Consider the following 19,894-nt stretch of genomic DNA (forward strand, 5'->3'; position numbering starts at 1 on the left):
TGAAGCGGCTTGCCTCATCGCGAGCAGGCTCGCTCCCACAGGGTGTGTGGTAACCATCGCCACACCCGCTCAATGCACAATGGAATTGGGCGGCAGATGCCCCAGCCGTTCCGTCAGCCGGATTCGCTGGATTGGATCGTCACTGAGCATCAGTGCATGTTCCAGGTCGAAACGTTCAGCGTTGGGACAGTCGAGCCGCTGGTACAGGCTGGCGCGGGCCAGGTAATCGGCGGCGCTGGCGTTGCCCAGTTCAAGTACCCGTTCGGCGTCGATCAGCGCCGCAATGTAGTCGTCGTTCGTCAGATGCAATTGGCGAAGATTGCGCGACAGGCGCTGGAGCATCTGCATGGGCTCGGCACTGACCAGGTGCTCGGCTTTGAGGGGCATGTTGGCGCCGTATTGGCGTTGCAGCAGTTCCCGACAGTCGTTGGGATACAGCCGGCGCCCGCCACACGGGTCGAGCAGATGATCGGCACCGGGGACCCGCAACAGGAAGTGACCGGGGAAATTGACACCGACCATCGGAATTTCCAGGCCACGAGCCAGCTCCAGGGCGATCAGGCCGAGGGCCAGGGGCTGTCCACGTTTACGCGTCAGCACCTTGTCGAGCAACGCGGCCCGTGGGCGCAGAGGGGTGAAATCGTCCTGGGCGAATCCAAGGTCATTGAGGCGGCGCAGCAAGGGTTGGCCCAGTTCGCTGACGGGCAGCATCGGCAGGTCATGGCTGACACGCTGTTGCAGATCCTTGAAATCCTTCAGCAAGGCCGGTACGTCCACTTCGCGATCATGTTCGGCAGCAATCCACAACGCCGCTTCGAACAGCGCCGGTGGGGAGCGGTGCAGGCAATCAAAAAAGGCTTGGCGCGGTTTCATCACAGTCTCCGGACTATGCCTCGTTTTTAGCTCTGCTGCGGGCTTTCGTCCAGTCTCGTCCGGCGAAGGCATCAGGTTATGCCCAAAAGACTGGCCGCCGTGGCGACTTATTCCGGCGCGCTCCAGCAAATTTTGAGCGCACGCCTATACTGGCGGAACAAACAAAAGTGATTCGGGAGCCTGTCGATGTTTGCTCTCATGCAAAGCTCCCGCCTTGAATCGCTGCACCTGAGCGTAGACCCGGCCACCGGGTTGAAGGCGGTGATTGCCATTCATTGCAGCCGTCCCGGGCCTGCTCTGGGTGGATGTCGTTATCTGTCCTACCCCGACGATGAAAGTGCCGTGGTCGACGCCGTGCGCCTGGCCCAGGGCATGAGCTACAAGGCCGCATTGGCCGGCTTGCCGGTGGGCGGCGGCGCGGCAGTGATCATGCGCCCGGCCCATGTCGAAAGCCGCGCTGCGCTGTTTGAGGCATTTGGGCGCTGCATCGAGCAGCTGGATGGGCGCTATATCACCGCCATCGACAGCGGCACCTCGGTGGCGGACATGGACTGCATCGCCCAACAGACCCGTCATGTGACCAGCACCACAGCGTCGGGAGACCCTGCGCCCCACGCGGCGATGGGGGTATTCGCCGGCATCCGTGCCACGGCCATGGCCCGCCTGGGCAGCGATAACCTGGAAAGCCTGCGGGTGGCGATCCAGGGCCTGGGTAATGTCGGTTTCGCCCTGGCCGAACAGCTGCACGCCGCAGGGGCCGAACTGTTGGTCAGCGACATTGACCCCGGCAAGGTTCAACTGGCGATGGAGCAACTGGGCGCGCATCCGATCGCCAACGACGCCCTGCTCAGTACCCCGTGCGACATCCTCGCTCCCTGCGGCCTGGGCGGGGTGCTCAATAGCCAGAGCGTGGCGCAACTGCGCTGCTCGGCGGTTGCCGGGTCGGCCCATAACCAGTTGAGCAACCTGCAGGTGGCCGATCAATTGGAACGGCGCGGGATCCTCTATGCGCCGGATTATGTGATCAACTCCGGTGGCCTGATCTATGTCGCCTTGAAGCATCGAGGTGAGGAGTTGCCAACCATCACCGCGCACCTGTCGAAAATCGGCGCCCGGCTTACGGAAGTCTTTGCCCACGCCCAGGCAGAAAAACGCTCACCGGCCAGGGTGGCCGATGAATTGGCAGAGCGTTTGTTGTACCGATAAAAAAAGATTGCAGCCTTCGGCAACGCCTACAGGTGTATTCCCTGTAGGCGCTGCCGAAGGCTGCGATCTTTTCAAGGCCTATTCAGCAGGGGCATTGAGCAGTTCGGACAAGGCATCCGGCTGACTCTTGAACGCCTTGGCGAACACATCGCGATTCTTCGCCATGTAGATACCGGCTTCTTCCACCTGTTGCTCGCTCAGCGAGGGAACGGCTTTTTGCAACACTTCGGCCAGCAATTCGGCGAGTTCCAGCATTTTGTCATGACGGTCAGCTTCGGCTTTATCCATGAACAAGCGCTCCAGATCTCGGCTGCTGCGGTATACCACTTCGACGGCCATTCACCACCTCACATGCCTTCACATTGGTTATCTTTGTGACTACTGTATTTATATACAGCCAAAAGGATAAGCGAATCCCTTGCCTTTGGATAGTGGCTTTTTAATGTAGACCGGTTTCCTCATTTGTCGCGAGGCAGCGCTGGTGTGGAAGCGAGCCTGCTCGCAACAGGGCCAGTCGCACAAAAGTGTCCGATTGCGGCCCATTGCCATCTCACCCTCAGCCGCTGGCCTTTTTTCTGCATGCAGAATAACCGTCACGTCCAACCCGCATCATCCGGTCGAGTCGACCTAAGGAAACTACATCGTGAAAATCAACTGGGCCGAGAACCTGCGCCAGAACGTACATCAGTTGGCCGAATCCCTGGGCAATCTGTTCGTCGAGACGTTCCACTACCTGGCACTGTTTGCCATTGGCGCGGTGACCGCGTGGGCGGCGGTGATGGAGTTTTTGCAGATGCTCGAGCAGGGGCACATCAAGATCGATGACATTCTGCTGTTGTTCATCTATCTGGAATTGGGGGCGATGGTCGGGATCTACTTCAAGACCAACCACATGCCGGTGCGGTTTCTGATCTACGTGGCGATCACGGCGTTGACGCGCTTGTTGATTTCCAACGTTTCCCACCACAGTCCGCCTGACCTGGGCATCATCTACCTGTGCGGTGGCATCTTGCTGCTGGCGTTCGCGATCCTGGTGGTGCGTTTCGCCTCGTCGCAGTTTCCTTCGGTGAAAATCGAGCACCCGCACCGCAAGGTTGGCGCGGGTTCCAGCGAGCATGCCGAAGTGGAGAAGGGCGAGATCTAGAGGCCCGCAGGGGCGGATGTCGCACCCTGCGTCTGCGGTGGTGGCAGCTTGATGTTGTCACCGCCGGTCATGGCTTCGAGGATCGCCACGGCGCTATGGCCCTGCTCGATGGCGATGCCGAACTGAATGCTCTGGACCAGGCGCCGCAGGCGTTCCGGGTCATTGCGTTGCTGGGCGCTGATCATACGTTTGGCGACGATGCGTCCGGCCTTGGAGAGGGTCAGCATGATGCTGCCGTCCAGGCCCTGGATGCTCAGATTGATTTGATAGTGCGGCGCAAAAGCGTCGGTAATGAGCTGAAAAGGGTTGTCCATGATGCGTCACCGCCTGATTGAACGTGCAGTTGTTGACCGGCCGTGATCGGGATTAGTTCGCGATACCGGACCACCGGCCATTCCATGATCGTGCTTCATCCAGGGCCATGCAGGTGTTGGATCGAACGATCGCAGCCTGCAGCAGCTCCTACCCAGAGGTAGCAAGGGGCATGCCGGAAAAACTGTCGGACAATGATCACGGCGCCTAGGCGCTGAAGGCCCTGGCCTGCGGCCCGGGGGGCTGCCCGTTTCTGTGCAGGAATGGGCGAATGGTCGCTGACGGTGCAGGTTGAACGCGGATTTTTCGCGGGGTAAGCAAGGCGAGGCAACTCCCGACATTAACAGCGCTTTTGTCCGTTGTCCGGCTTTATTTGCATATGAATATTTATCTTTTCGAAGGGGTTGAATTGTTCTGTCGCCAGCCCGACTCTGTATTCAAGGGGTCGTCGCGCTACCGTCGATTGGCCCCTGGCGAGCTAGCCGAAATAAGGGATGAACTATGCAAATCCAAGTCAACAGCGATAACCATATTCAAAGCAGCATCCGACTGGAGGAGTGGGTACGTACTACCATCGAAAGCACGCTCGAACGTTATGAAGAAGACCTGACACGGGTCGAGGTCCATTTGCGGGACGAGAACGGTGACAAGCCCGGTCCCCATGACTTGCGTTGTCAGCTGGAGGCACGGCCAAAGGGCCTGCAACCGATCTCGGTGACACACAAGGCCGATACGCTGGAATTGGCCATCGAAGGGGCGGCCACCAAGCTTGAACATGCCCTGGAGCATCTGTTCGGCAAACTTCGCGTTAAACGCGCCACCGTTGAGAAACCGACCGAGTCGGTGGCCTTGGCCGATGCGATGCTGGAAGAAGAATTCCTGGAGAACGAACGGGCTGCCCTCAACGGCTGAGCCCGATCATTTAAAATTACCCACCGAACAGACGGGCCTGCGATCGCAGGCCCGTCTTGTTTCAGCGATCCATCACAGCCCCTGATCAGAACGCCATGGACGTCTGCACATACAGCGTGCGCGGTTCCCCTACGTATTTGCCCCGGTTGTTATCGTCGAACGAGCGGGTGAAATATTGGGTATTGAAGATGTTCTTTACACCCACCGCCACGTTCAGGTCCGACAGTTGCGGACCGAAGTCATAGGCGGCGCGGCTGCTGAACAGCATATAACCAGGGATATTGCCGGTACTGCCGTCGGCGCTTTCGGCGCGGGTATTGGCGTTGTCGGCAAACTGCGCGCTCTGATAGGTGCTGTCCAGGTTCAATTTCCACGGCCCGTCCGTGTAACCCACGCCCAGTGTGCCTTTGTGCTTGGAAGAGAATGGCACGCGGTTGCCTTTGTTCGGTCCGTCTTCCCGAATGGTGGCATCGACGAAGGCATACGTGGCATATACGTCAAAACCGGCCAGCGCCGGACTCAGGCCGTCGAGGGCGTAGTTGATGCTGGTTTCGATGCCCTGGTGGCGGGTTTCGCCCCGGGCAATCACCGAATCGTTGGTTTGGTTGCTTTCGTACTGGTTGTCGAAGTTGATCAGGAACGCACCGATCTCCGCCCGCAGGTTGCCATTGTCATAGCGGGTTCCAAGTTCCCAGGTGCGGGCCTTCTCCGGTTTCACTTCACCGCTGCTCACTCGGTTGGGCATCTGGCTGTACTGCACACTGCCGAATGAACCTTCGGTATTGGCATACAGATTCCATTCATCGCTCAGGTGGTACAGCACATTCAATGCTGGCAGGGCGGTGTTGTAGTCGCCCTGGTATTTCACGTTGGTCAAATTGTTTGTCTGCTGCGATTCGATCATTTCGTAACGAATACCGGGCGTGATCGTCCATTTGCCAATATCGATCCGATCATCGATGAAAATTGCATTGGCTTCGGTTCCACCCCGTGTATCGCGGTCGTTTCGGCTGGAGGTTGTCGGCAATTCGTTGCTGGCGATCGGTGTGCGATAACGCAGTTCATGGCCGGCCTCGTTGATGTAGCGATAGCCGACGCCGACCTCGTGGCTGGTCGGCCCGAGGTCGAAACCTTGGGCAAAACGGGTTTCCAGGCCGCGTACCCAATATTCGCGAGGCGACAGGGACAGGAAGGAGCCCTGGTCCAGGTAGCCGCTGCGCAAAGTCTTGGTGAAAAACGTGCTGGCGGTGAATTCGCGTCGATCCTGTTGGTAGCGGTAGCCGAAATTGACCAGGGTGCGACGGCCCCAGAAGCGGTCGTTCGGACGGGTGGACTGATACGGGTTGGCGTCGTAGTCGGCCACATTCAGGCCGCCAGGCATGTCGGCCTCGCCTTCGTAGTATTGGGCCATGGCATTAAAGCTGTTGGCCTCGTCCAGTTGGTAGTTGCCCTTGAGGATCAAGTCGTCGATTTGTGTATCGCTGTGTTCGCGCCAGTCGCCGCCGCGGGTGCCGGAGTACAACAGGGCACCACCAAGGCCGTTGTCGGCGGTGCCGCCGGCCAGCAGGTTGGCGGAGGTCTTGAAGCCGTCGTGGCTGGAAGACGGGCTGGTCTCGGTCTGGAAGCCGCCCTTTACCGTCGGCGCGTTGGGAATCGCCCGGGTCACGAAGTTGACCACGCCGCCGACGTTTTGCGGACCGTAGCGCACGGCGCCGCCCCCGCGCACGACATCCACCGCGTCCATGTTGCCCATACTGACCGGCGCGAACGATAGCTGCGGTTGGCCGTAAGGTGCGAAAGGCACCGGGATGCCGTCCATCAGCACCGTGGAGCGTGAGGCCAGGCGTGGATTGAGCCCGCGGATACCGAAGTTCAGCGCCATGTCATGGCTGCCGGTGCCGTTGTTTTCCGGTGCGTTGACGCCGGGAATGCGATTGAGCACATCCCGGGCCTGGGTCGCGCCCTGGCGTTCGAACGTTTCACGACGGATCACGTCGCGGGCGCCAGGGTGTTCGAAGACGTTGGTTTGCGCGGCATCGCCGAGCCAGTCACCGACCACGGTGGTGGTGCCGATGTCCAGTGTGGTGCTGGCGGCCGGTTGCAGGCTAAAGGCGTTGTCACCCTCGGGGCGGGCTTGCAGGCCTGTGCCTTCGAGCAGCGCGCTCAGCCCTTGCTCTGGGCTGTAGCTGCCTTCCAGGCCGCGGCTTTGCAGGCCTGCGGTCGTCTGTGGGCTGAAGGAAATCAACACCCCGGCCTCGCGTCCGAATTGATTGAGGGCATTTTCCAGTGACGACGGCGCGATGTGATAGGGCTTGGCATCTGCTGCCTGTACGCAAGGCAGTGCGACGAAACTCAAGCTGGCCCCCAGGAGCAATTGACGCACGGTACGGGCGAGCGGGGTGAGACGGGTGGATTGTTGCGGCATGGAGGAGAATCCCGAGAAGGTTGTATCGAAGTGCTTTCCTTCTCTGTCACCCCAGGCGTGGAAAACGGCTCACTGGCGTATCACTTTTTTTCAGGTGGGGCGGCCATGGTTCAAGCGCGAGCTTCGACCGAGACCCAATAGCGGGTGAAACGACGCACTTGTACCGGCAGGCTGACTTCCAGCAGATCGAGGATTCGCTCGCTGTCGTCCAGCGGATAGGTTCCAGAGATCAGCAGGTTGGCGACCGCCTCGTCGCAGTGCAATTGGCCACGTCGGTAGCGGCCGAGTTCTTCGAGAAAATCCACCAGGCGCATGTGCGCCGCGACCAGCATGCCCTCTGTCCAAGCGCCGCTGTTGGCATCCAGGGCCGTGGCGGGCCCGGCGCCGTTGATGCCAAGGCTCAGTTGCCGTGACGTCGCCAGCAACAACGCCGGGCCGTTTCGGCTACGAATGTCCACCTGGCCTTCAAACACCGCCACCTGGGTGTGGTCTGGATACTCGCGTACGTTGAACCGGGCGTTGCGGCTTTCCAGCAGGCCATGGGCGGTCAGCACTTGCAGAGGCCTTGGGTCGCGGGCAGCGGTCAATAACAGTTCCCCCTCCAGCAGGTGGATCAAGCGGCGTTGAGCGTCGAAGCGAACGTCTACCGCACTGCCGCTGTTGAGCTGCAACTGGCTGCCGTCATCCAGCGTCAGACGACGCCGTTCGCCTACCGGGCTGCGAAAATCGGCCATCAATGGGGGTAACAGTTGGCGTTCACGCAGGCCCCAGGTCAACGCTGAACCGGCCCCAAGCACCCACAACATTTTGAGCGCTCGACGCCGCGCCGCGGACTTCGGTGCATTGAGGGCTGCATGGGCCAATGGAGAGGGCACGCTGCGCAGCCGCTGATTGACCCGCTGGATATGCTCCCAGGCGCGGCGATGTTCGTTGTGAGCATTGAGCCATTGCTCCCAGGCTTTCTGCTGGCGAGGATCGAGTGGGCCTTGCTGCATTTCCAAAAGCCAGTACACGGCCTGTTCGGCCACTTTCGCACTGACATCAGGTGCGCCGTTCATCGCTGGGGTCATAAGGCGAAGTAGCAGCGCATCGCTGCCTTGTTCAGATGCCGCTTGACCGTCGCCAGTGAAATTCCCAGTTCACGGGCGATTTCGTTGTAGGTCAGACCATCGACCTGGGCCAGCAGAAACGCCTGCTTGACCGCTCGCGGCAAACCATCGAGCAGTTGGTCCAGTTCCATCAGGCTTTGCAGGATGATTGCCCGTTCTTCCTCCGACGGCACCACCTGCTCCGGCAGTTGGGCGAGGGTATCGAGGTAAGCGCGCTCAAGATCCTGGCGTCGGTAATGGTTGAACAGTACGCGCTTGGCAATGGTCGTAAGAAACGCCCGGGGTTCCAGGACAGGCTGCGGGTCGCGCGCAGTCAGTACGCGCATGAACGTGTCCTGGGCCAGGTCGGCGGCACTGTCGGGGCAGCCGAGTTTTCTTCGCAACCAGCCGTTAAGCCAACTGTGATGGGCGTTGTAGAGCACTTCGACGGTGTGTGCAGGCGGCAACGAGGAGCATCCCGACAGCGATGAGCTGCGCTAGAGAACAAGAATTGTTCGCATTGTAGAGGCGCGACGGTGGCTACGGCAATCGGGATCAGTACCTGCTTGTTTCATTTGACTGGGGCACAGTGACGCCTAGCGCAAAAACGCCTGCCGATACTCGCCGGGTGTCGCGCCGAGGGCCTGCCGGAAACGATTCGTAAAGTGGCTGGCGCTGGCGAACCCGCAGGTCAACGCCACCTCGCCCAGTGGTTTTGACGTGCTGCGCAGGCAGTGTCGCGCGTGGGCCAGACGGCGTGCCAGTACGTATTGATGGGGCGGTAGGCCGAAGCTTTCGCGGAACATCCGGGCAAAGTGGTATTCGGACAGCGCACACAGCGCCGCCAGTTGTCCGAGGCTGATGGCGTCGGCCAGATGGCTGTCGATGTAGTCCACCAGCATTCGCCGCTGGTGAGCGGCCAGCCCGCCCTTGAGGCGAAGCCCCTGGCGTTGGCCGACCTGGCTCAATAGCAGATGGTTGAGCAAGTCATGGGCCAGGCTGGTGGTCAGAAGGCGTTCACCGGGCTCATCCCAGTTCAGGGCGATCAACTGACGAAAGCGCTGTGCCTGTTGCGGATCGTCGAGAAAGGTGGCTTCGCGCAGTTGCACTTGCCGCGGCTCGCGATCCAGTAGCGTGACGCAACCGAGGGCGAATTGCTCAGGGCTGAAGTACAGGTGGGCGAGGCGAATGTCGCCATTGATGACCCAGGCCGATTGATGCCCGGCCGGCAGGACGCAGAGTTTGCCGGGTGCCCCGGTGGTGTCGGGTCGTTCGCGGCGAAACGTGCCGGTACCACCGGCGATGTAGCACGACAGCGTGTGGTGCGTCGGCGCCTCGTAGTCTTGGGCGTCGTGATGGTTGCTCCACAAAGCAGCCGCCATGCCATCTCCAAGCTCGGCGCTGTGCTCGAGGCGAGCATTGGGCGAGCTGTTGAGGGCTTGAAAGACTTGCAGGGTTTGCAGTGTGGGCATGATCGCTTCTCTCCAACGCCTTGCATCCTACTCCCTCGATCGGCCCATGCCAGCCTGCAAGCCGACAAAACCGCAAGTTTACGCAAGCGCCCGGTGGTTGGTGGCGCAACACTGGCGGTCATTGTCAGGAGTTGCCGTCATGAACCTCTCGTTGTATCTGCTTACCGTGCTCATCTGGGGCACTACCTGGATCGCGCTGAAATTGCAGTTGGGCGTTGTCGCCATCCCCGTGTCGATTGTCTATCGCTTCGGCCTGGCGGCGCTGATCCTGTTTGTGATGCTCTTGCTCAGCCGGCGCCTGCAAGTGATGAACCGGCGTGGCCATCTGATTTGCGTCGCCCAGGGCCTGTGCCTGTTCTGCATCAACTTCATGTGTTTCCTCACTGCCAGCCAATGGATTCCCAGCGGGTTGGTCGCGGTGGTGTTCTCTACGGCCACGCTCTGGAATGCCCTCAATGCCCGCGTGTTTTTCGGTCAGCGGATTGCGCGTAACGTGCTGCTGGGCGGCGCCTTGGGGTTGCTGGGGCTGGCGCTGCTGTTCTGGCCGGAGTTGGCGGGTCATAGCGCGAGCCCGCAAACGTTGTTCGGGTTGGCGTTGGCGCTGCTGGGCACCTTGTGTTTCTCGGCGGGCAACATGCTCTCGAGTTTGCAGCAGAAGGCCGGTCTCAAACCGTTGACTACCAACGCCTGGGGCATGGCTTATGGTGCGGCGATGCTGGCGGCGTGGTGTCTCTTCAAAGGCATCCCGTTCGATATGGAATGGAACGCGCGTTATGTCGGCTCGCTGTTGTACCTGGTGATCCCAGGTTCGGTGATCGGCTTCACCGCCTACCTGACGCTGGTGGGGCGCATGGGCCCGGAGCGGGCGGCGTATTGCACGGTGCTGTTTCCGGTGGTGGCGTTGAACGTCTCGGCGTTGGTCGAGGGCTATCAATGGACCGCGCCAGCACTGGTCGGGCTGGTACTGGTGATGCTGGGGAACGTGCTGGTGTTCCGCAAGCCGAAGCCTGTGGCTGCGAATGTCGCCTGGGGTGCACGCTGAGATGTAACGTCTAGAGATAAACCCGTGGCGAGGGAGCTTGCTCCCGCTGGGTTGCGAAGCAACCCCAAGATGTACCTGCTACCGCAGTGCATCAGATAAACCGTAAGGGGCTGCTGCGCAGCCCAGCGGGAGCAAGCTCCCTCGCCACGGTGTGTTCCCCTGGGGGCTTTTGCGGAGAATTTATTTCCAGACTTGCGGGTTGACCAGGTTCTTCGGTCGCTCACCCAGCAAAGCGCTGCGCAAGTTTTCCACGGCTAGATTGGCCATGGCTTCACGGGTTTCGTGAGTGGCCGAGCCGATATGGGGCAGGGTGACGGCGTTTTTCAGCTGGAACAGCGGCGACTCGGCCAATGGTTCTTTCTCGTAAACGTCCAGCCCGGCGCCGCGGATGCGATTGTTCTGCAAGGCTTCGATCAGCGCCGGCTCATCCACCACCGGGCCGCGGGAAATATTGACCAGGATGGCACTCGGTTTCATCAGGGCCAGTTCACGCTGGCCAATCAGGTGGCGGGTCTTTTCGCTCAATGGCACCACGAGGCAAACAAAGTCTGCTTCGGCGAGCAGCTGATCCAGCTCGCGAAACTGTGCGCCCAACTGATCTTCCAGTTCGGTCTTGCGGCTGTTGCCGCTGTAGATAATCGGCATGTTGAACCCCAGCCGGCCACGCCGGGCAATGGCGGCGCCGATGTTGCCCATGCCGACGATGCCCAGGGTCTTGCCGTGCACGTCAGTGCCGAACAGCTGCGGGCCGACCGTCGCCTGCCATTGGCCGGCCTTGGTCCAGGCGTCCAGTTCAGCGACGCGCCGGGCGCTGCTCATCAGCAGGGCGAAGGCCAGGTCGGCGGTGCTTTCGGTGAGCACGTCAGGGGTGTTGGTGAGCATGATTCCACGCTCATTGAAGTAGGCCAGGTCATAGTTGTCGTAACCCACCGACACGCTGGACACCACTTGCAGATTCGCAGCGTTCTGCAGTTGTTCGCGGCCGAGCTTGCGCCCGACACCGATCAGGCCATGCACGTGGGGCAAGGCTTCATTGAACTGGGCATTGATGTCGCCGTTCGACGGATTTGGCACGATCACGTCGAAATCCTGTTGCAGTCGTTCGACCATCTTGGGTGTGACACGGCTGAAGGCAAGTACGGTTTTTTTCATCGCAGAAGGCTCATCAGGCAAGGAATACCAAGCACGCTAACATTCTCGATGAGGGTTAGGCGAGAGGGGGGCGTCGATTGGGGGGGCTAGACCCACCATTGATCTGTGGCGGGCTTTGATTTTGTATTCGCTGCAAAGCCCTGTGGGAGCGAGCCTGCTCGCGATGGCGTCCAGTCATTAACCTGGAGGAGACTGACAGACCGCTATCGCGAGCAGGCTCGCTCCCACAAGGGGGCGCTACACTTGTCCGACGGGCTTACGCCACCCGCAGCGAAATAAACGCGTAGTTGACCGGTGCCTCAGTGGCGACCCGCGCTCCGCTGGCCAGGACCTGGCAGGCCACGTCATCACCGGACAAATGGAATTGCCATTCGCTGGCCGCTTGCTCCAGCGGCTGCAAACGGACCTGATCGATGACGGCGGCGAATGCGCTCATGTCCGGCAGGTACGCGGTGAACCCATCGCCCTTCAGCGCGGTGGTGAGGATGCCCAGCGAAGCGCAGATGCGCTCCTTGATGCGGATTTCCTCGCGATCGGCCTGACGTGAGCGTTCGATCAACTGCGCCAGTTCCCTGTCGACCAGTTCACCGCCGAGTATCAGTTGCGGTCCGGTCTCCCACGACTCTGGCGGGCATTCCTTTACGGCAATGTTGAGCGGGATGTGCGGGTTGATTTCCATCGGATAGATACGGCACACCAAGGGGCGGCGCTCGTAGATGCGGCACAGGTTTTCTTCGTCAAGATTGCGGCAGCGACCGGCGTTATAGGCAGCGAAGGTGATTGCCACCAAGGCCTCGGTGGTGCCGCTGTGGACCCGCGCCGAACGGCGCTCAGCGTGCTCGCGTTGCGCCGGCGGCAGGCCGAGGCCGTTGGGCAGGAAGGCTTCCACCAGGACAATCACCTGGCCGCCGTCGTCAGCCCACATCCGGGCCTCGTCGAGGGTCAGGGGGACATGGTGATCGGTGCAGCATTTGCCGCAGCCTACGCAGGAAAACGTTGTGTTCATTGAGCGCCCGGTCAAAAGCTGGAAAGCGGCGACAGAAAAACGCCGCGATTAACCGTTGCGAAGCAAGTTGTGCGCCATCACCGGCTATGGTCGGCGGGGCGGATGGCGTCCCATTCGGTCACGTAGGCGGTCTTGGATTTCTTGTGGTAAAGGCACAGCTCGGTGCCCGTCGCGCCGTTCATGTGTTTCTGCGGATACTGGCCTTGCAGCAACAGCGCGGTATAACCCACCCGGTCATCGAACTGCGCGGCAGTGCCCACAGGCTCGGCATTCTTCAAGCCGCTGGCCTTGATGCAACGGGCAAGCACGGTTTTGTCATGGATGGCCCAGGCTTCTGGGCTGGAGGCGTGGGCCTGGGCGGCGAGGGCCGTGAAGCCCAAAAACATGAGTGCGTGGATTTTCATCAGCAAGATCCTTGTTCTGGGAAGCCAGGACAGGAGTATGCCTGAGGTGCCGGGATGATCATTCCCCTATACGCGTGGGAATGATCATCCGGTAGGACTCAGTGGCCTTGCTCGGCAACCGCCTTGGCGGCCGTGATCAGGCACTTGGTCAGCTCCGGTGAGGAGAACTTGGTCAACACTCCATTGGCGCCGGATAGCCGAGCCTTTTCGCTGTTCATGGCGCTGTCCAGCGAGGTGTGCAGCAACACATAGAGGTGGGCGAAGTCCGGCGTTTCCCGCAGGGTCCGGGTAAGGGCATAGCCGTCCATCTCGGACATTTCGATGTCGGAAACGATCAGGTTGATCTGTTGCGCAGTGCCTTGCAGGTCCAGCAGGCATTCGATGGCTTCCTTGGCGCTGCGAGCGGTGTGGCATTGCAGACCGAGGTTGCGCAAGGTGTGTACCGATTGTTGCAACGCCACCTGACTGTCATCGACCACCAGGATCCGCGCGTTGCCCAGGACTTCGGCGTCTTCCATGCTCAGTTCGGTGGGCGCCGTTTCAATTTGCGCCGGGGCGATACCGTGGATGACTTTTTCGATGTCCAGCACCTGCACCAGCGTGCCATCCACCGAAGTCACGCCCGTGATGAAGGCGCGTACGCCGCCTGAGCCGAACGGCGGTGGTTTGATGTCGGTGGTCAGGCAATGCACGATCTTGCTCACTGCCTGCACATGCAAACCCTGTTTGGATCGACTCACATCGGTGACGATCAGGCAGCCGCCATCCGGATCTTCCAGGGGCCGTTCGCCGATGGCGCGGCTCAGGTCGATCACCGACAGCGAGGCCCCGCGCAGGGTGGCGATGCCTTTGACGTGCGGGTGCGACTCCGGCAGTTTGGTCAACGGCGGGCAGGGAATGATTTCGCTGACTTTGAGCAGGTTGATTGCCATCAGCTTGCCGCTGCGCAAGGTAAACAGCAGAAGCGAAAGTGAATCTGCGCGGGCTTTATTGGAAGACATAAAAACCTTCTGTGGAAAAGGTGGGGCGAGCGTGAAGAACGCCAAAACAGCTTTTGATATTGGGTTATCGACCTGTTAGGGGCTGGCTTTAGGGCGAAAGCTGTCGACAGCTGGGATCGTTGTAACAAGAACCCTGTCGCAGAGAGTTAAGTGGCGAGGGCGCTTGCTCCCGCTGGAGTGCGAAGCGCTCCCCAGCCGCCGGCGCGATGGGGAATTTAGCGACCGCTGCGCGTCCGAGCGGGAGCAAGCTCCCTCGCCACGGGGTTGATCACTTGAGCCCCAGCCGCTTGGCCATCCGCCCCAGGTTCGCCCGGTCCAGGCCCAATTCCCGGGCGGCGCTGGCCCAGTTGTGCTCATGCCGTTGCAGGCTGGCGATGATCATCTGGCGCTGAAAATCATCCATGGCTTCGCGCAAGTCACCCGTGACGCCCTCCAGGGTCGGGGCAGGGCTGGCGGATGAAGGTGCCGGGTTTTCTTCCGGGCTGCGGGGCAAGTCCAGATCCCCGGCGCTGAGGCTGAGGATCTTTGGCCGAACCGGGCACCGGCCCAAGGCTTTCAAGGCGCTTCGGCCGATCAGGTGCTCCAGTTCACGCACATTCCCCGGCCAGTCATACGCCAGCAATGCGGCCTGGGCGTCACTGGTCAGGCGCAGGCTGCCCAGGCCCATGCGGGAACGGTTCTGCTCCAGGAAAAAACCGCTGAGCAGCAGTACATCGCGCCCGCGATCCCGTAGTGCCGGCACCAGCAACGGGTACACGCTCAGGCGATGATAGAAGTCGGCGCGATATCGCCCGTTGCGCACTTCTTCGGCCAGATCGCGATTGGTGGCCGCGATCAGGCGTACATCGACCCGATGTTCCTTGTCCGAGCCCAGGCGTTGCAACTGGCCGCTCTGCAACACTCGCAGCAGTTTGGCCTGCACGGTCAAGGACAACTCGCCCACTTCATCGAGGAATAACGTGCCGCCATCGGCCAGTTCGAATTTGCCGCGACGGTCGTTCGTGGCACCCGTGAAGGCGCCGCGTACATGGCCGAAGAGCTCGCTTTCCACCAGGGTATCCGGCAGCGCCGCGCAGTTGAGGCTGATCAGCGGCTGCTCGGCGCGCTTGGAGGCCGCGTGTATGGCTTGGGCGACCAGCTCTTTGCCAACTCCGGTTTCGCCAGTGATCAGCACCGTCAGGTCACTGCCCCCCACCAGGTTGATTTCTTCCACTAATCGCTTGTGGGCCTTGCTCTGGCCGACCATGTCGCGCGGTTGCTGGCCGCTGGCCTGGCGGTAGACCTCGGCGCGGCGGTGTTCGTCTTCGGCTTTCAAGGCCAGCCGATCGATGCGCTCGGCCGCGCTGACCGTGGCAGCGGCCAGACTGGCAAAGGCCTGCAAGGCGTTCAGGTCGATGGGCTCGAAGCGTTCCGGGTTCAGCGCGTCGAGGGTCAGAAGGCCCCACGGCTGCTCGTCGACGAACAGGGGGCAGCCCATGCAGTCGTGGACCTCCAAGTGCTCATCCAGACCTTCGACCAACCCGTCGTACGGGTCGGGCAGGTCACTGTCGGCGGCGAAGCGAGTGGGGTGCGGGTTGGCCAGCAGTGCCTGGAAACGGGGGTATTCGCTGATCCGGAAGCGTCTGCCCAGGGTATCGGTACTCAAGCCATCCACCGCCAGCGGCACCAGGCAGTCTGCGTCCAGGCGTAACAGCGCGGCGGCGTCGCAGGGCAGCAGGGCTCGCAGCGCGCCAAGCAGGCGACGATAGCGCTCGCCTTCAGGCAACTCACGCGAGAGGTCGGCCACCAGTGGGAGCAGGGCGGTCAGCAGGGAGGTTGCAGTCATAATGACTCCATGTTGTCTTAAAGACTATAAGGCGCGCCATGTCTTTATGACTACATGATTATTAAAGCATTGAAAAACAAGAATAAATTTTATGGCATGAAACCTGATAGGCATGGGTATCAGTTTTTCGTAATACGCCAGGAGTCACCTTATGCTCAGCCGAGAAGATCGAGCCATCATCCGCTCCACCGTGCCCTTGCTTGAAAGCGGTGGTGAAGCGCTCATTACTCACTTCTATCGCATGATGCTGTCTGAATACCCGCAAGTGCGCCCGTTGTTCAACCAGGCTCATCAGGCCAGCGGTGATCAGCCCCGCGCCCTGGCCAATGGCGTATTGATGTACGCGCGGCACATTGACCAGCTCGATCAGTTGGGCGACCTGGTGGCCAAAATCGTCAACAAGCACGTCGCCCTGCAAATCCTGCCCGAACATTACCCCATTGTGGGGGCCTGCCTGTTGCGGGCGATCGCCGAGGTGCTGGGTGAAGAGATCGCCACGCCGCAAGTGATTGCCGCATGGGGCGCTGCCTATAACCAGTTGGCCGATATCCTGATTGGTGCCGAAACCGGCATGTACGAGCAGAAAGCCGCAGCGCCGGGCGGCTGGCGGGGCGAGCGTGAGTTCATCCTGGCAGCCAGGGTGCAGGAGAGCTCGGAAATCACTTCGTTCTACTTCGAGCCGGCGGACAAGGGCGCGATCCTGGTGGCCGAACCAGGCCAGTACATCGGCATGAAACTGGTGTTGGATGGCGAGGAGGTGCGCCGCAATTATTCGCTGTCGGCCCTGGCGGACAACGGTCAGTATCGCATCAGCGTCAAGCGCGAGCCGGGCGGGCGCGTGTCCAACTACCTGCACCATGATTTCCCGATCGGCAGCAGCATCCAGTTGTTTCCACCGTCAGGGGACTTCTTTCTGACCCAGAGCGACAAACCGCTGGTGCTGATCAGCGGCGGCGTGGGCATCACTCCGACTCTGGCGATGTTGCAGGCGGCACTGAAAACCGAGCGGCCGGTGCATTTTATCCACTGCGCACGCAACGGCGGCGCGCACGCCTTCCGTGACTGGATCGATGACCTGGCCCAGCGGCATCCACAACTCAAGCGCTTCTATTGCTACGACGAGGATGACGGCTTGAGCCCGGCGGCTGACAAGGTCGGGTTGTTGAGCCAGGAGCAACTGGCGCAATGGTTGCCGCAGCAGCGTGACCTGGATGCCTACTTCCTGGGACCCAAAGGTTTCATGGCCGCCGTCAAGCGCCACCTCAAGGCACTGGGCGTGCCGGACGGGCAGAGCCGTTACGAGTTCTTCGGCCCGGCGGCGGCGCTGGAATAAAGTCGGGGCGAGCCTGGGAGAGCGGGGCGCCTGCATCGCGAGCAGGCTCGCTCCCACAAGGGGATTTGCAGTGACATGATTTTCGTGACCGCCGCGAAGAAAACGGTGGGAGCGGGCTTGCTCGCGAAGACGGCAGTGCATTCAACATCAATGAAACTGACCCACCGCTTTCGCGAGCAAGCCCGCTCCCACAGGGATTGCACAGGACTGGTGACCATCGCTGGCCCCTGTGCGAACGAGGACGGCGGCATGCTCAATCCCCGCCCCGACTGACTCTGCCAATCAAAAATTAATCCGTACTTAACCTCCCTCCTGTTTATTCCCTTCAATGTGGGCGGCAGCCGCTCGTTCTCTGTCATGGTCAGCGTGTAGACTTTGGCCATCCGATAGCGCGCCGAGACTCTTCAGGCTGCGCATCGATCCAATGCATACAAAGGGAAACGCAATGAATGAGCAAATGCTGCGCTTAGGCCGTGAACGGCGCTATCTGGTGCTGTTGGGGCTGATCTGTCTGGCGCTGATCGGTGGTGCGCTGTATATGCAGGTGGCGCTCGGCGAGGCGCCGTGCCCGCTGTGTATCCTGCAGCGCTATGCATTGTTGCTGATCGCCATTTTCGCCTTCATTGGCGCGGCCATGCGCACCCGTCGCAGCCTGACGATTTTCGAAGGCCTGGTGGTGCTCAGCGCCCTGGCCGGTGCCGCGGTAGCGGGGCATCACGTGTACACCCAGTTCTTCCCGGCAGTCAGCTGTGGCGTCGACGTGCTGCAACCGATTGTCGATGACTTGCCGCTGGCGAAGATCTTCCCGTTGGGCTTTCAGGTCGACGGCTTTTGCTCCACCCCGTATCCGCCGATCCTGGGCTTGTCCCTGGCGCAATGGGCACTGGTGGCGTTCGTCCTCACGGCGATCCTGGTGCCGTTGCTGGTGTCGCGCAATCGCAAACAATTGCCCTAGAGCGCTTCAAATCAAACGCCCCGGTTTTCTGTAGGAAGCCGGGGCGTTTTGCGTTCAGTCTTACGACATTCCAGCCTTGATCCGAGACAACAATGAGCCGCCACGGTGTGCGACACGTTGTCACACATTTGCTGTCATCCGGCCACTCGCTGCGCGAACAAGCCCCTCGTTCTGCAATGAAAAATCAGCCATTGCAGGCTCCATCCGGCTGGCTGCCTCCCCGCGGAGCAGGCATTTCTAACAATCGGGCGCCCTGCCGCCCAACCCCCGAATGACGGGGGTTATACGGTCATAAAAACCCTCTTTAATCAGCGCAAGCTGTCTAAATCGGGCGTAGTAGACCTACGTTTTCTGGGGTTCTTGTTGAGAATGAATTTCGATAAGATGCTGGCTTGTTTCGAATTCTGCGAAAGATTGTTGCTCAGTTTGATGAAAATTATTTCAGGATAAGACATGGTCTCCGGCGCCTCAGCTCACTACAATCGCCCGCACCGAATTTCCGACCCGGCTCAGGCTTGAGCCCGTGAGGTGGTCGAAGGGCGCCAGCGCCCCATGCGACCCCAGGTGTCGGTGCCTTCCAACTACCCGCACCAAATGGAATTGGGCTGTAACAAGGCCTTTGACCTACGAATTCGAATAAGAACTCACTGCTGGCCCGGGATGTGTCGAACAGCGTCTGACGCTGCGACGGTCAGCCCTTATTCAATCCAAGAAAAATGCCAACCCTTGGCAGGGTGAAGTGTTGGCGATCAAAACCCAACTGCATTGCGCAAGCTGCTTTAGAGGTCGTGAGATGAGTAAAAACAGGTACCCCCGATTACTAGGCTTGTTGCCTTTGCTCGGCACGTTGTTGCTGGGAGGCTGCAACATGACCTTGCTCGATCCCAAGGGTCAGGTCGGCCTGGATGAACGTAATCTGATCATCACCGCTACGCTGTTGATGTTGCTGGTCGTCGTGCCGGTTATCGTCATGACCTTCCTGTTCGCCTGGAAATACCGCGCGTCCAACACCAGTGCCACGTACACGCCCAAGTGGTCGCACTCGACCAAAATCGAAGTAGCGGTGTGGACTATTCCGGTACTGATCATCATTGCCCTGGGTTACATCACCTACAAGTCCACCCATGCCCTTGACCCGTATCGTCCGCTGGATTCCGACGTCAAGCCGATCACCATTGAAGTGGTCTCGATGGACTGGAAGTGGCTGTTCATCTATCCGGAACAAGGCATCGCCACGGTCAACAAGATCGTGTTCCCGGCCCACACGCCGATCAATTTCAAAGTCACCTCCGACACCGTGATGAACTCGTTCTTCATCCCGGGCCTGGGCGGCCAGATCTACGCGATGGCGGGCATGCAAACCAAGCTGCACCTGATCGCCAACCAGAACGCCGAACTCGACGGTATCTCCGCCAACTACAGTGGCGCGGGTTTCACCGGCATGAAGTTCAAAGCAATCGCCACGACCCAGGAAGATTTCGACGCCTGGGTCAACGATGTGAAGAAGGCACCTAAACAGCTTGAAAAAGCTGAATACGAAGCCCTTTCCAAACCGAGCCAGAACAACCCAGTCGAGCTCTACTCCTCGGTCACGCCGAACCTGTTCCAGACCATCATCGACAAATATGAAGGGATGAATCCGGGCAAGCCGATGCACCACGAGAAGAACGAAAAGGAAGTGGCCCACAACATGGAAGGGATGGACATGAGTTCGCATTCAGCTGCCGGGGCAGAGGAGTAAACG

At 60.3% G+C, this 19,894-nt stretch carries 20 protein-coding genes; 8 read left to right on the top strand and 12 right to left on the bottom strand.

Annotated elements, in window-relative coordinates; genetic code table 11:
* Window positions 1-69: 69 nt before the first annotated feature.
* A complete protein-coding gene (locus tag BM132_RS14520) occupies window positions 70-873 on the bottom strand; it encodes a SirB1 family protein (RefSeq protein ID WP_092393957.1) in 804 nt (267 codons plus the stop codon).
* 186 nt (window positions 874-1,059) lie between these two features.
* On the opposite strand from BM132_RS14520, the gene BM132_RS14525 reads away from it, so the two are divergent.
* A complete protein-coding gene (locus BM132_RS14525) occupies window positions 1,060-2,079 on the top strand; it encodes a Glu/Leu/Phe/Val dehydrogenase family protein (protein WP_092456174.1) in 1,020 nt (339 codons plus the stop codon).
* Window positions 2,080-2,157: 78 nt separating this feature from the next.
* Here BM132_RS14525 and BM132_RS14530 read toward each other — a convergent pair whose 3' ends face one another.
* Window positions 2,158-2,418 carry a YebG family protein gene (locus BM132_RS14530; RefSeq protein ID WP_012722374.1) on the bottom strand — a complete coding sequence of 87 codons (261 nt, stop codon included), beginning with the start codon at window positions 2,416-2,418 and terminating at the stop codon, window positions 2,158-2,160.
* Between the two features lie 304 nt (window positions 2,419-2,722).
* Between BM132_RS14530 and BM132_RS14535 the strand changes: the two genes are divergently transcribed.
* Entirely contained in the window at window positions 2,723-3,223 is a 501-nt protein-coding gene (locus BM132_RS14535; protein ID WP_092393951.1) for a phosphate-starvation-inducible protein PsiE, read from the top strand.
* Here BM132_RS14535 and BM132_RS14540 read toward each other — a convergent pair.
* Window positions 3,220-3,537 (bottom strand): DUF3509 domain-containing protein, encoded by a 318-nt coding sequence (locus tag BM132_RS14540; RefSeq protein WP_092393948.1) that lies wholly within the window; start codon window positions 3,535-3,537, stop codon window positions 3,220-3,222. The two genes, BM132_RS14535 and BM132_RS14540, sit on opposite strands and share 4 nt — an antisense overlap.
* 499 nt (window positions 3,538-4,036) lie before the next feature.
* Between BM132_RS14540 and BM132_RS14545 the strand changes: the two genes are divergently transcribed.
* A complete protein-coding gene (locus tag BM132_RS14545; protein ID WP_092393945.1) occupies window positions 4,037-4,447 on the top strand; it encodes an HPF/RaiA family ribosome-associated protein in 411 nt (136 codons plus the stop codon).
* Window positions 4,448-4,532: 85 nt separating this feature from the next.
* Here the strand turns inward: BM132_RS14545 and fecA are convergent, their stop codons facing one another.
* The 4 genes from fecA to BM132_RS14565 all read right to left on the bottom strand — a co-directional run bounded on the left by fecA (window position 4,533) and on the right by BM132_RS14565 (window position 9,432).
* Entirely contained in the window at window positions 4,533-6,872 is a 2,340-nt protein-coding gene (gene fecA, locus BM132_RS14550) for a TonB-dependent Fe(3+) dicitrate receptor FecA (protein ID WP_092393941.1), read from the bottom strand.
* A gap of 110 nt (window positions 6,873-6,982) precedes the next feature.
* Window positions 6,983-7,930, bottom strand: a complete 948-nt coding sequence (locus BM132_RS14555) for a FecR domain-containing protein (protein WP_256244264.1) — start codon at window positions 7,928-7,930, stop codon at window positions 6,983-6,985.
* Window positions 7,931-7,938: 8 nt separating this feature from the next.
* A complete protein-coding gene (locus tag BM132_RS14560; protein WP_047228610.1) occupies window positions 7,939-8,427 on the bottom strand; it encodes a sigma-70 family RNA polymerase sigma factor in 489 nt (162 codons plus the stop codon).
* 129 nt (window positions 8,428-8,556) lie between these two features.
* A complete protein-coding gene (locus tag BM132_RS14565) occupies window positions 8,557-9,432 on the bottom strand; it encodes a helix-turn-helix domain-containing protein (protein WP_092456177.1) in 876 nt (291 codons plus the stop codon).
* A 139-nt stretch (window positions 9,433-9,571) separates the two neighbouring features.
* On the opposite strand from BM132_RS14565, the gene BM132_RS14570 reads away from it, so the two are divergent.
* The gene (locus BM132_RS14570) at window positions 9,572-10,474 is read left to right on the top strand and encodes a DMT family transporter (RefSeq protein WP_092456180.1); all 903 of its coding nucleotides are present in this window, start codon (window positions 9,572-9,574) and stop codon (window positions 10,472-10,474) included.
* A gap of 180 nt (window positions 10,475-10,654) precedes the next feature.
* Here BM132_RS14570 and BM132_RS14575 read toward each other — a convergent pair whose 3' ends face one another.
* The 5 genes from BM132_RS14575 to norR all read right to left on the bottom strand — a co-directional run bounded on the left by BM132_RS14575 (window position 10,655) and on the right by norR (window position 15,862).
* Window positions 10,655-11,626, bottom strand: coding sequence for a 2-hydroxyacid dehydrogenase (locus BM132_RS14575; protein WP_092393930.1), 972 nt, complete (start codon window positions 11,624-11,626; stop codon window positions 10,655-10,657).
* A gap of 256 nt (window positions 11,627-11,882) precedes the next feature.
* Window positions 11,883-12,632 carry a YkgJ family cysteine cluster protein gene (locus tag BM132_RS14580; protein WP_092456184.1) on the bottom strand — a complete coding sequence of 250 codons (750 nt, stop codon included), beginning with the start codon at window positions 12,630-12,632 and terminating at the stop codon, window positions 11,883-11,885.
* Between the two features lie 77 nt (window positions 12,633-12,709).
* On the bottom strand, window positions 12,710-13,036 hold the full coding sequence (locus BM132_RS14585) for a hypothetical protein (protein WP_092456187.1): 327 nt from the start codon (window positions 13,034-13,036) through the stop codon (window positions 12,710-12,712).
* Between the two features lie 98 nt (window positions 13,037-13,134).
* Window positions 13,135-14,037, bottom strand: a complete 903-nt coding sequence (locus tag BM132_RS14590; RefSeq protein WP_047228604.1) for a chemotaxis protein CheV — start codon at window positions 14,035-14,037, stop codon at window positions 13,135-13,137.
* Window positions 14,038-14,305: 268 nt separating this feature from the next.
* On the bottom strand, window positions 14,306-15,862 hold the full coding sequence (norR, locus tag BM132_RS14595) for a nitric oxide reductase transcriptional regulator NorR (RefSeq protein WP_092456190.1): 1,557 nt from the start codon (window positions 15,860-15,862) through the stop codon (window positions 14,306-14,308).
* A 151-nt stretch (window positions 15,863-16,013) separates the two neighbouring features.
* On the opposite strand from norR, the gene hmpA reads away from it, so the two are divergent.
* The 4 genes from hmpA to cyoA all read left to right on the top strand — a co-directional run bounded on the left by hmpA (window position 16,014) and on the right by cyoA (window position 19,891).
* Window positions 16,014-17,195 (top strand): NO-inducible flavohemoprotein, encoded by a 1,182-nt coding sequence (hmpA, locus tag BM132_RS14600; RefSeq protein WP_092456193.1) that lies wholly within the window; start codon window positions 16,014-16,016, stop codon window positions 17,193-17,195.
* Between the two features lie 75 nt (window positions 17,196-17,270).
* Window positions 17,271-17,468: a hypothetical protein gene (locus tag BM132_RS14605; RefSeq protein ID WP_092456197.1), complete on the top strand. Its 198-nt coding sequence runs from the start codon at window positions 17,271-17,273 to the stop codon at window positions 17,466-17,468.
* A 172-nt stretch (window positions 17,469-17,640) separates the two neighbouring features.
* The gene (locus BM132_RS14610; RefSeq protein WP_092456200.1) at window positions 17,641-18,150 is read left to right on the top strand and encodes a disulfide bond formation protein B; all 510 of its coding nucleotides are present in this window, start codon (window positions 17,641-17,643) and stop codon (window positions 18,148-18,150) included.
* Window positions 18,151-18,943: 793 nt separating this feature from the next.
* On the top strand, window positions 18,944-19,891 hold the full coding sequence (gene cyoA / locus BM132_RS14620; RefSeq protein ID WP_092393907.1) for a ubiquinol oxidase subunit II: 948 nt from the start codon (window positions 18,944-18,946) through the stop codon (window positions 19,889-19,891).
* Window positions 19,892-19,894 lie beyond the last annotated feature (3 nt).

The organism is Pseudomonas sp. NFACC45 (assembly GCF_900113505.1).
Classification (GTDB): Bacteria; Pseudomonadota; Gammaproteobacteria; order Pseudomonadales; family Pseudomonadaceae; genus Aquipseudomonas; species Aquipseudomonas tehranensis.

Coding starts and splice junctions, on each gene's coding strand:
- BM132_RS14520 (WP_092393957.1), bottom strand. CDS start 873: ATGAAACCGCGCCAAGCCTTTTTTGATTGCCTGCACCGCTCCCCACCG.
- BM132_RS14525 (WP_092456174.1), top strand. CDS start 1,060: ATGTTTGCTCTCATGCAAAGCTCCCGCCTTGAATCGCTGCACCTGAGC.
- BM132_RS14530 (WP_012722374.1), bottom strand. CDS start 2,418: ATGGCCGTCGAAGTGGTATACCGCAGCAGCCGAGATCTGGAGCGCTTG.
- BM132_RS14540 (WP_092393948.1), bottom strand. CDS start 3,537: ATGGACAACCCTTTTCAGCTCATTACCGACGCTTTTGCGCCGCACTAT.
- BM132_RS14545 (WP_092393945.1), top strand. CDS start 4,037: ATGCAAATCCAAGTCAACAGCGATAACCATATTCAAAGCAGCATCCGA.
- fecA (WP_092393941.1), bottom strand. CDS start 6,872: ATGCCGCAACAATCCACCCGTCTCACCCCGCTCGCCCGTACCGTGCGT.
- BM132_RS14555 (WP_256244264.1), bottom strand. CDS start 7,930: ATGAACGGCGCACCTGATGTCAGTGCGAAAGTGGCCGAACAGGCCGTG.
- BM132_RS14565 (WP_092456177.1), bottom strand. CDS start 9,432: ATGCCCACACTGCAAACCCTGCAAGTCTTTCAAGCCCTCAACAGCTCG.
- BM132_RS14570 (WP_092456180.1), top strand. CDS start 9,572: ATGAACCTCTCGTTGTATCTGCTTACCGTGCTCATCTGGGGCACTACC.
- BM132_RS14575 (WP_092393930.1), bottom strand. CDS start 11,626: ATGAAAAAAACCGTACTTGCCTTCAGCCGTGTCACACCCAAGATGGTC.
- BM132_RS14580 (WP_092456184.1), bottom strand. CDS start 12,632: ATGAACACAACGTTTTCCTGCGTAGGCTGCGGCAAATGCTGCACCGAT.
- BM132_RS14585 (WP_092456187.1), bottom strand. CDS start 13,036: ATGAAAATCCACGCACTCATGTTTTTGGGCTTCACGGCCCTCGCCGCC.
- BM132_RS14590 (WP_047228604.1), bottom strand. CDS start 14,037: ATGTCTTCCAATAAAGCCCGCGCAGATTCACTTTCGCTTCTGCTGTTT.
- norR (WP_092456190.1), bottom strand. CDS start 15,862: ATGACTGCAACCTCCCTGCTGACCGCCCTGCTCCCACTGGTGGCCGAC.
- hmpA (WP_092456193.1), top strand. CDS start 16,014: ATGCTCAGCCGAGAAGATCGAGCCATCATCCGCTCCACCGTGCCCTTG.
- BM132_RS14605 (WP_092456197.1), top strand. CDS start 17,271: ATGATTTTCGTGACCGCCGCGAAGAAAACGGTGGGAGCGGGCTTGCTC.
- BM132_RS14610 (WP_092456200.1), top strand. CDS start 17,641: ATGAATGAGCAAATGCTGCGCTTAGGCCGTGAACGGCGCTATCTGGTG.
- cyoA (WP_092393907.1), top strand. CDS start 18,944: ATGAGTAAAAACAGGTACCCCCGATTACTAGGCTTGTTGCCTTTGCTC.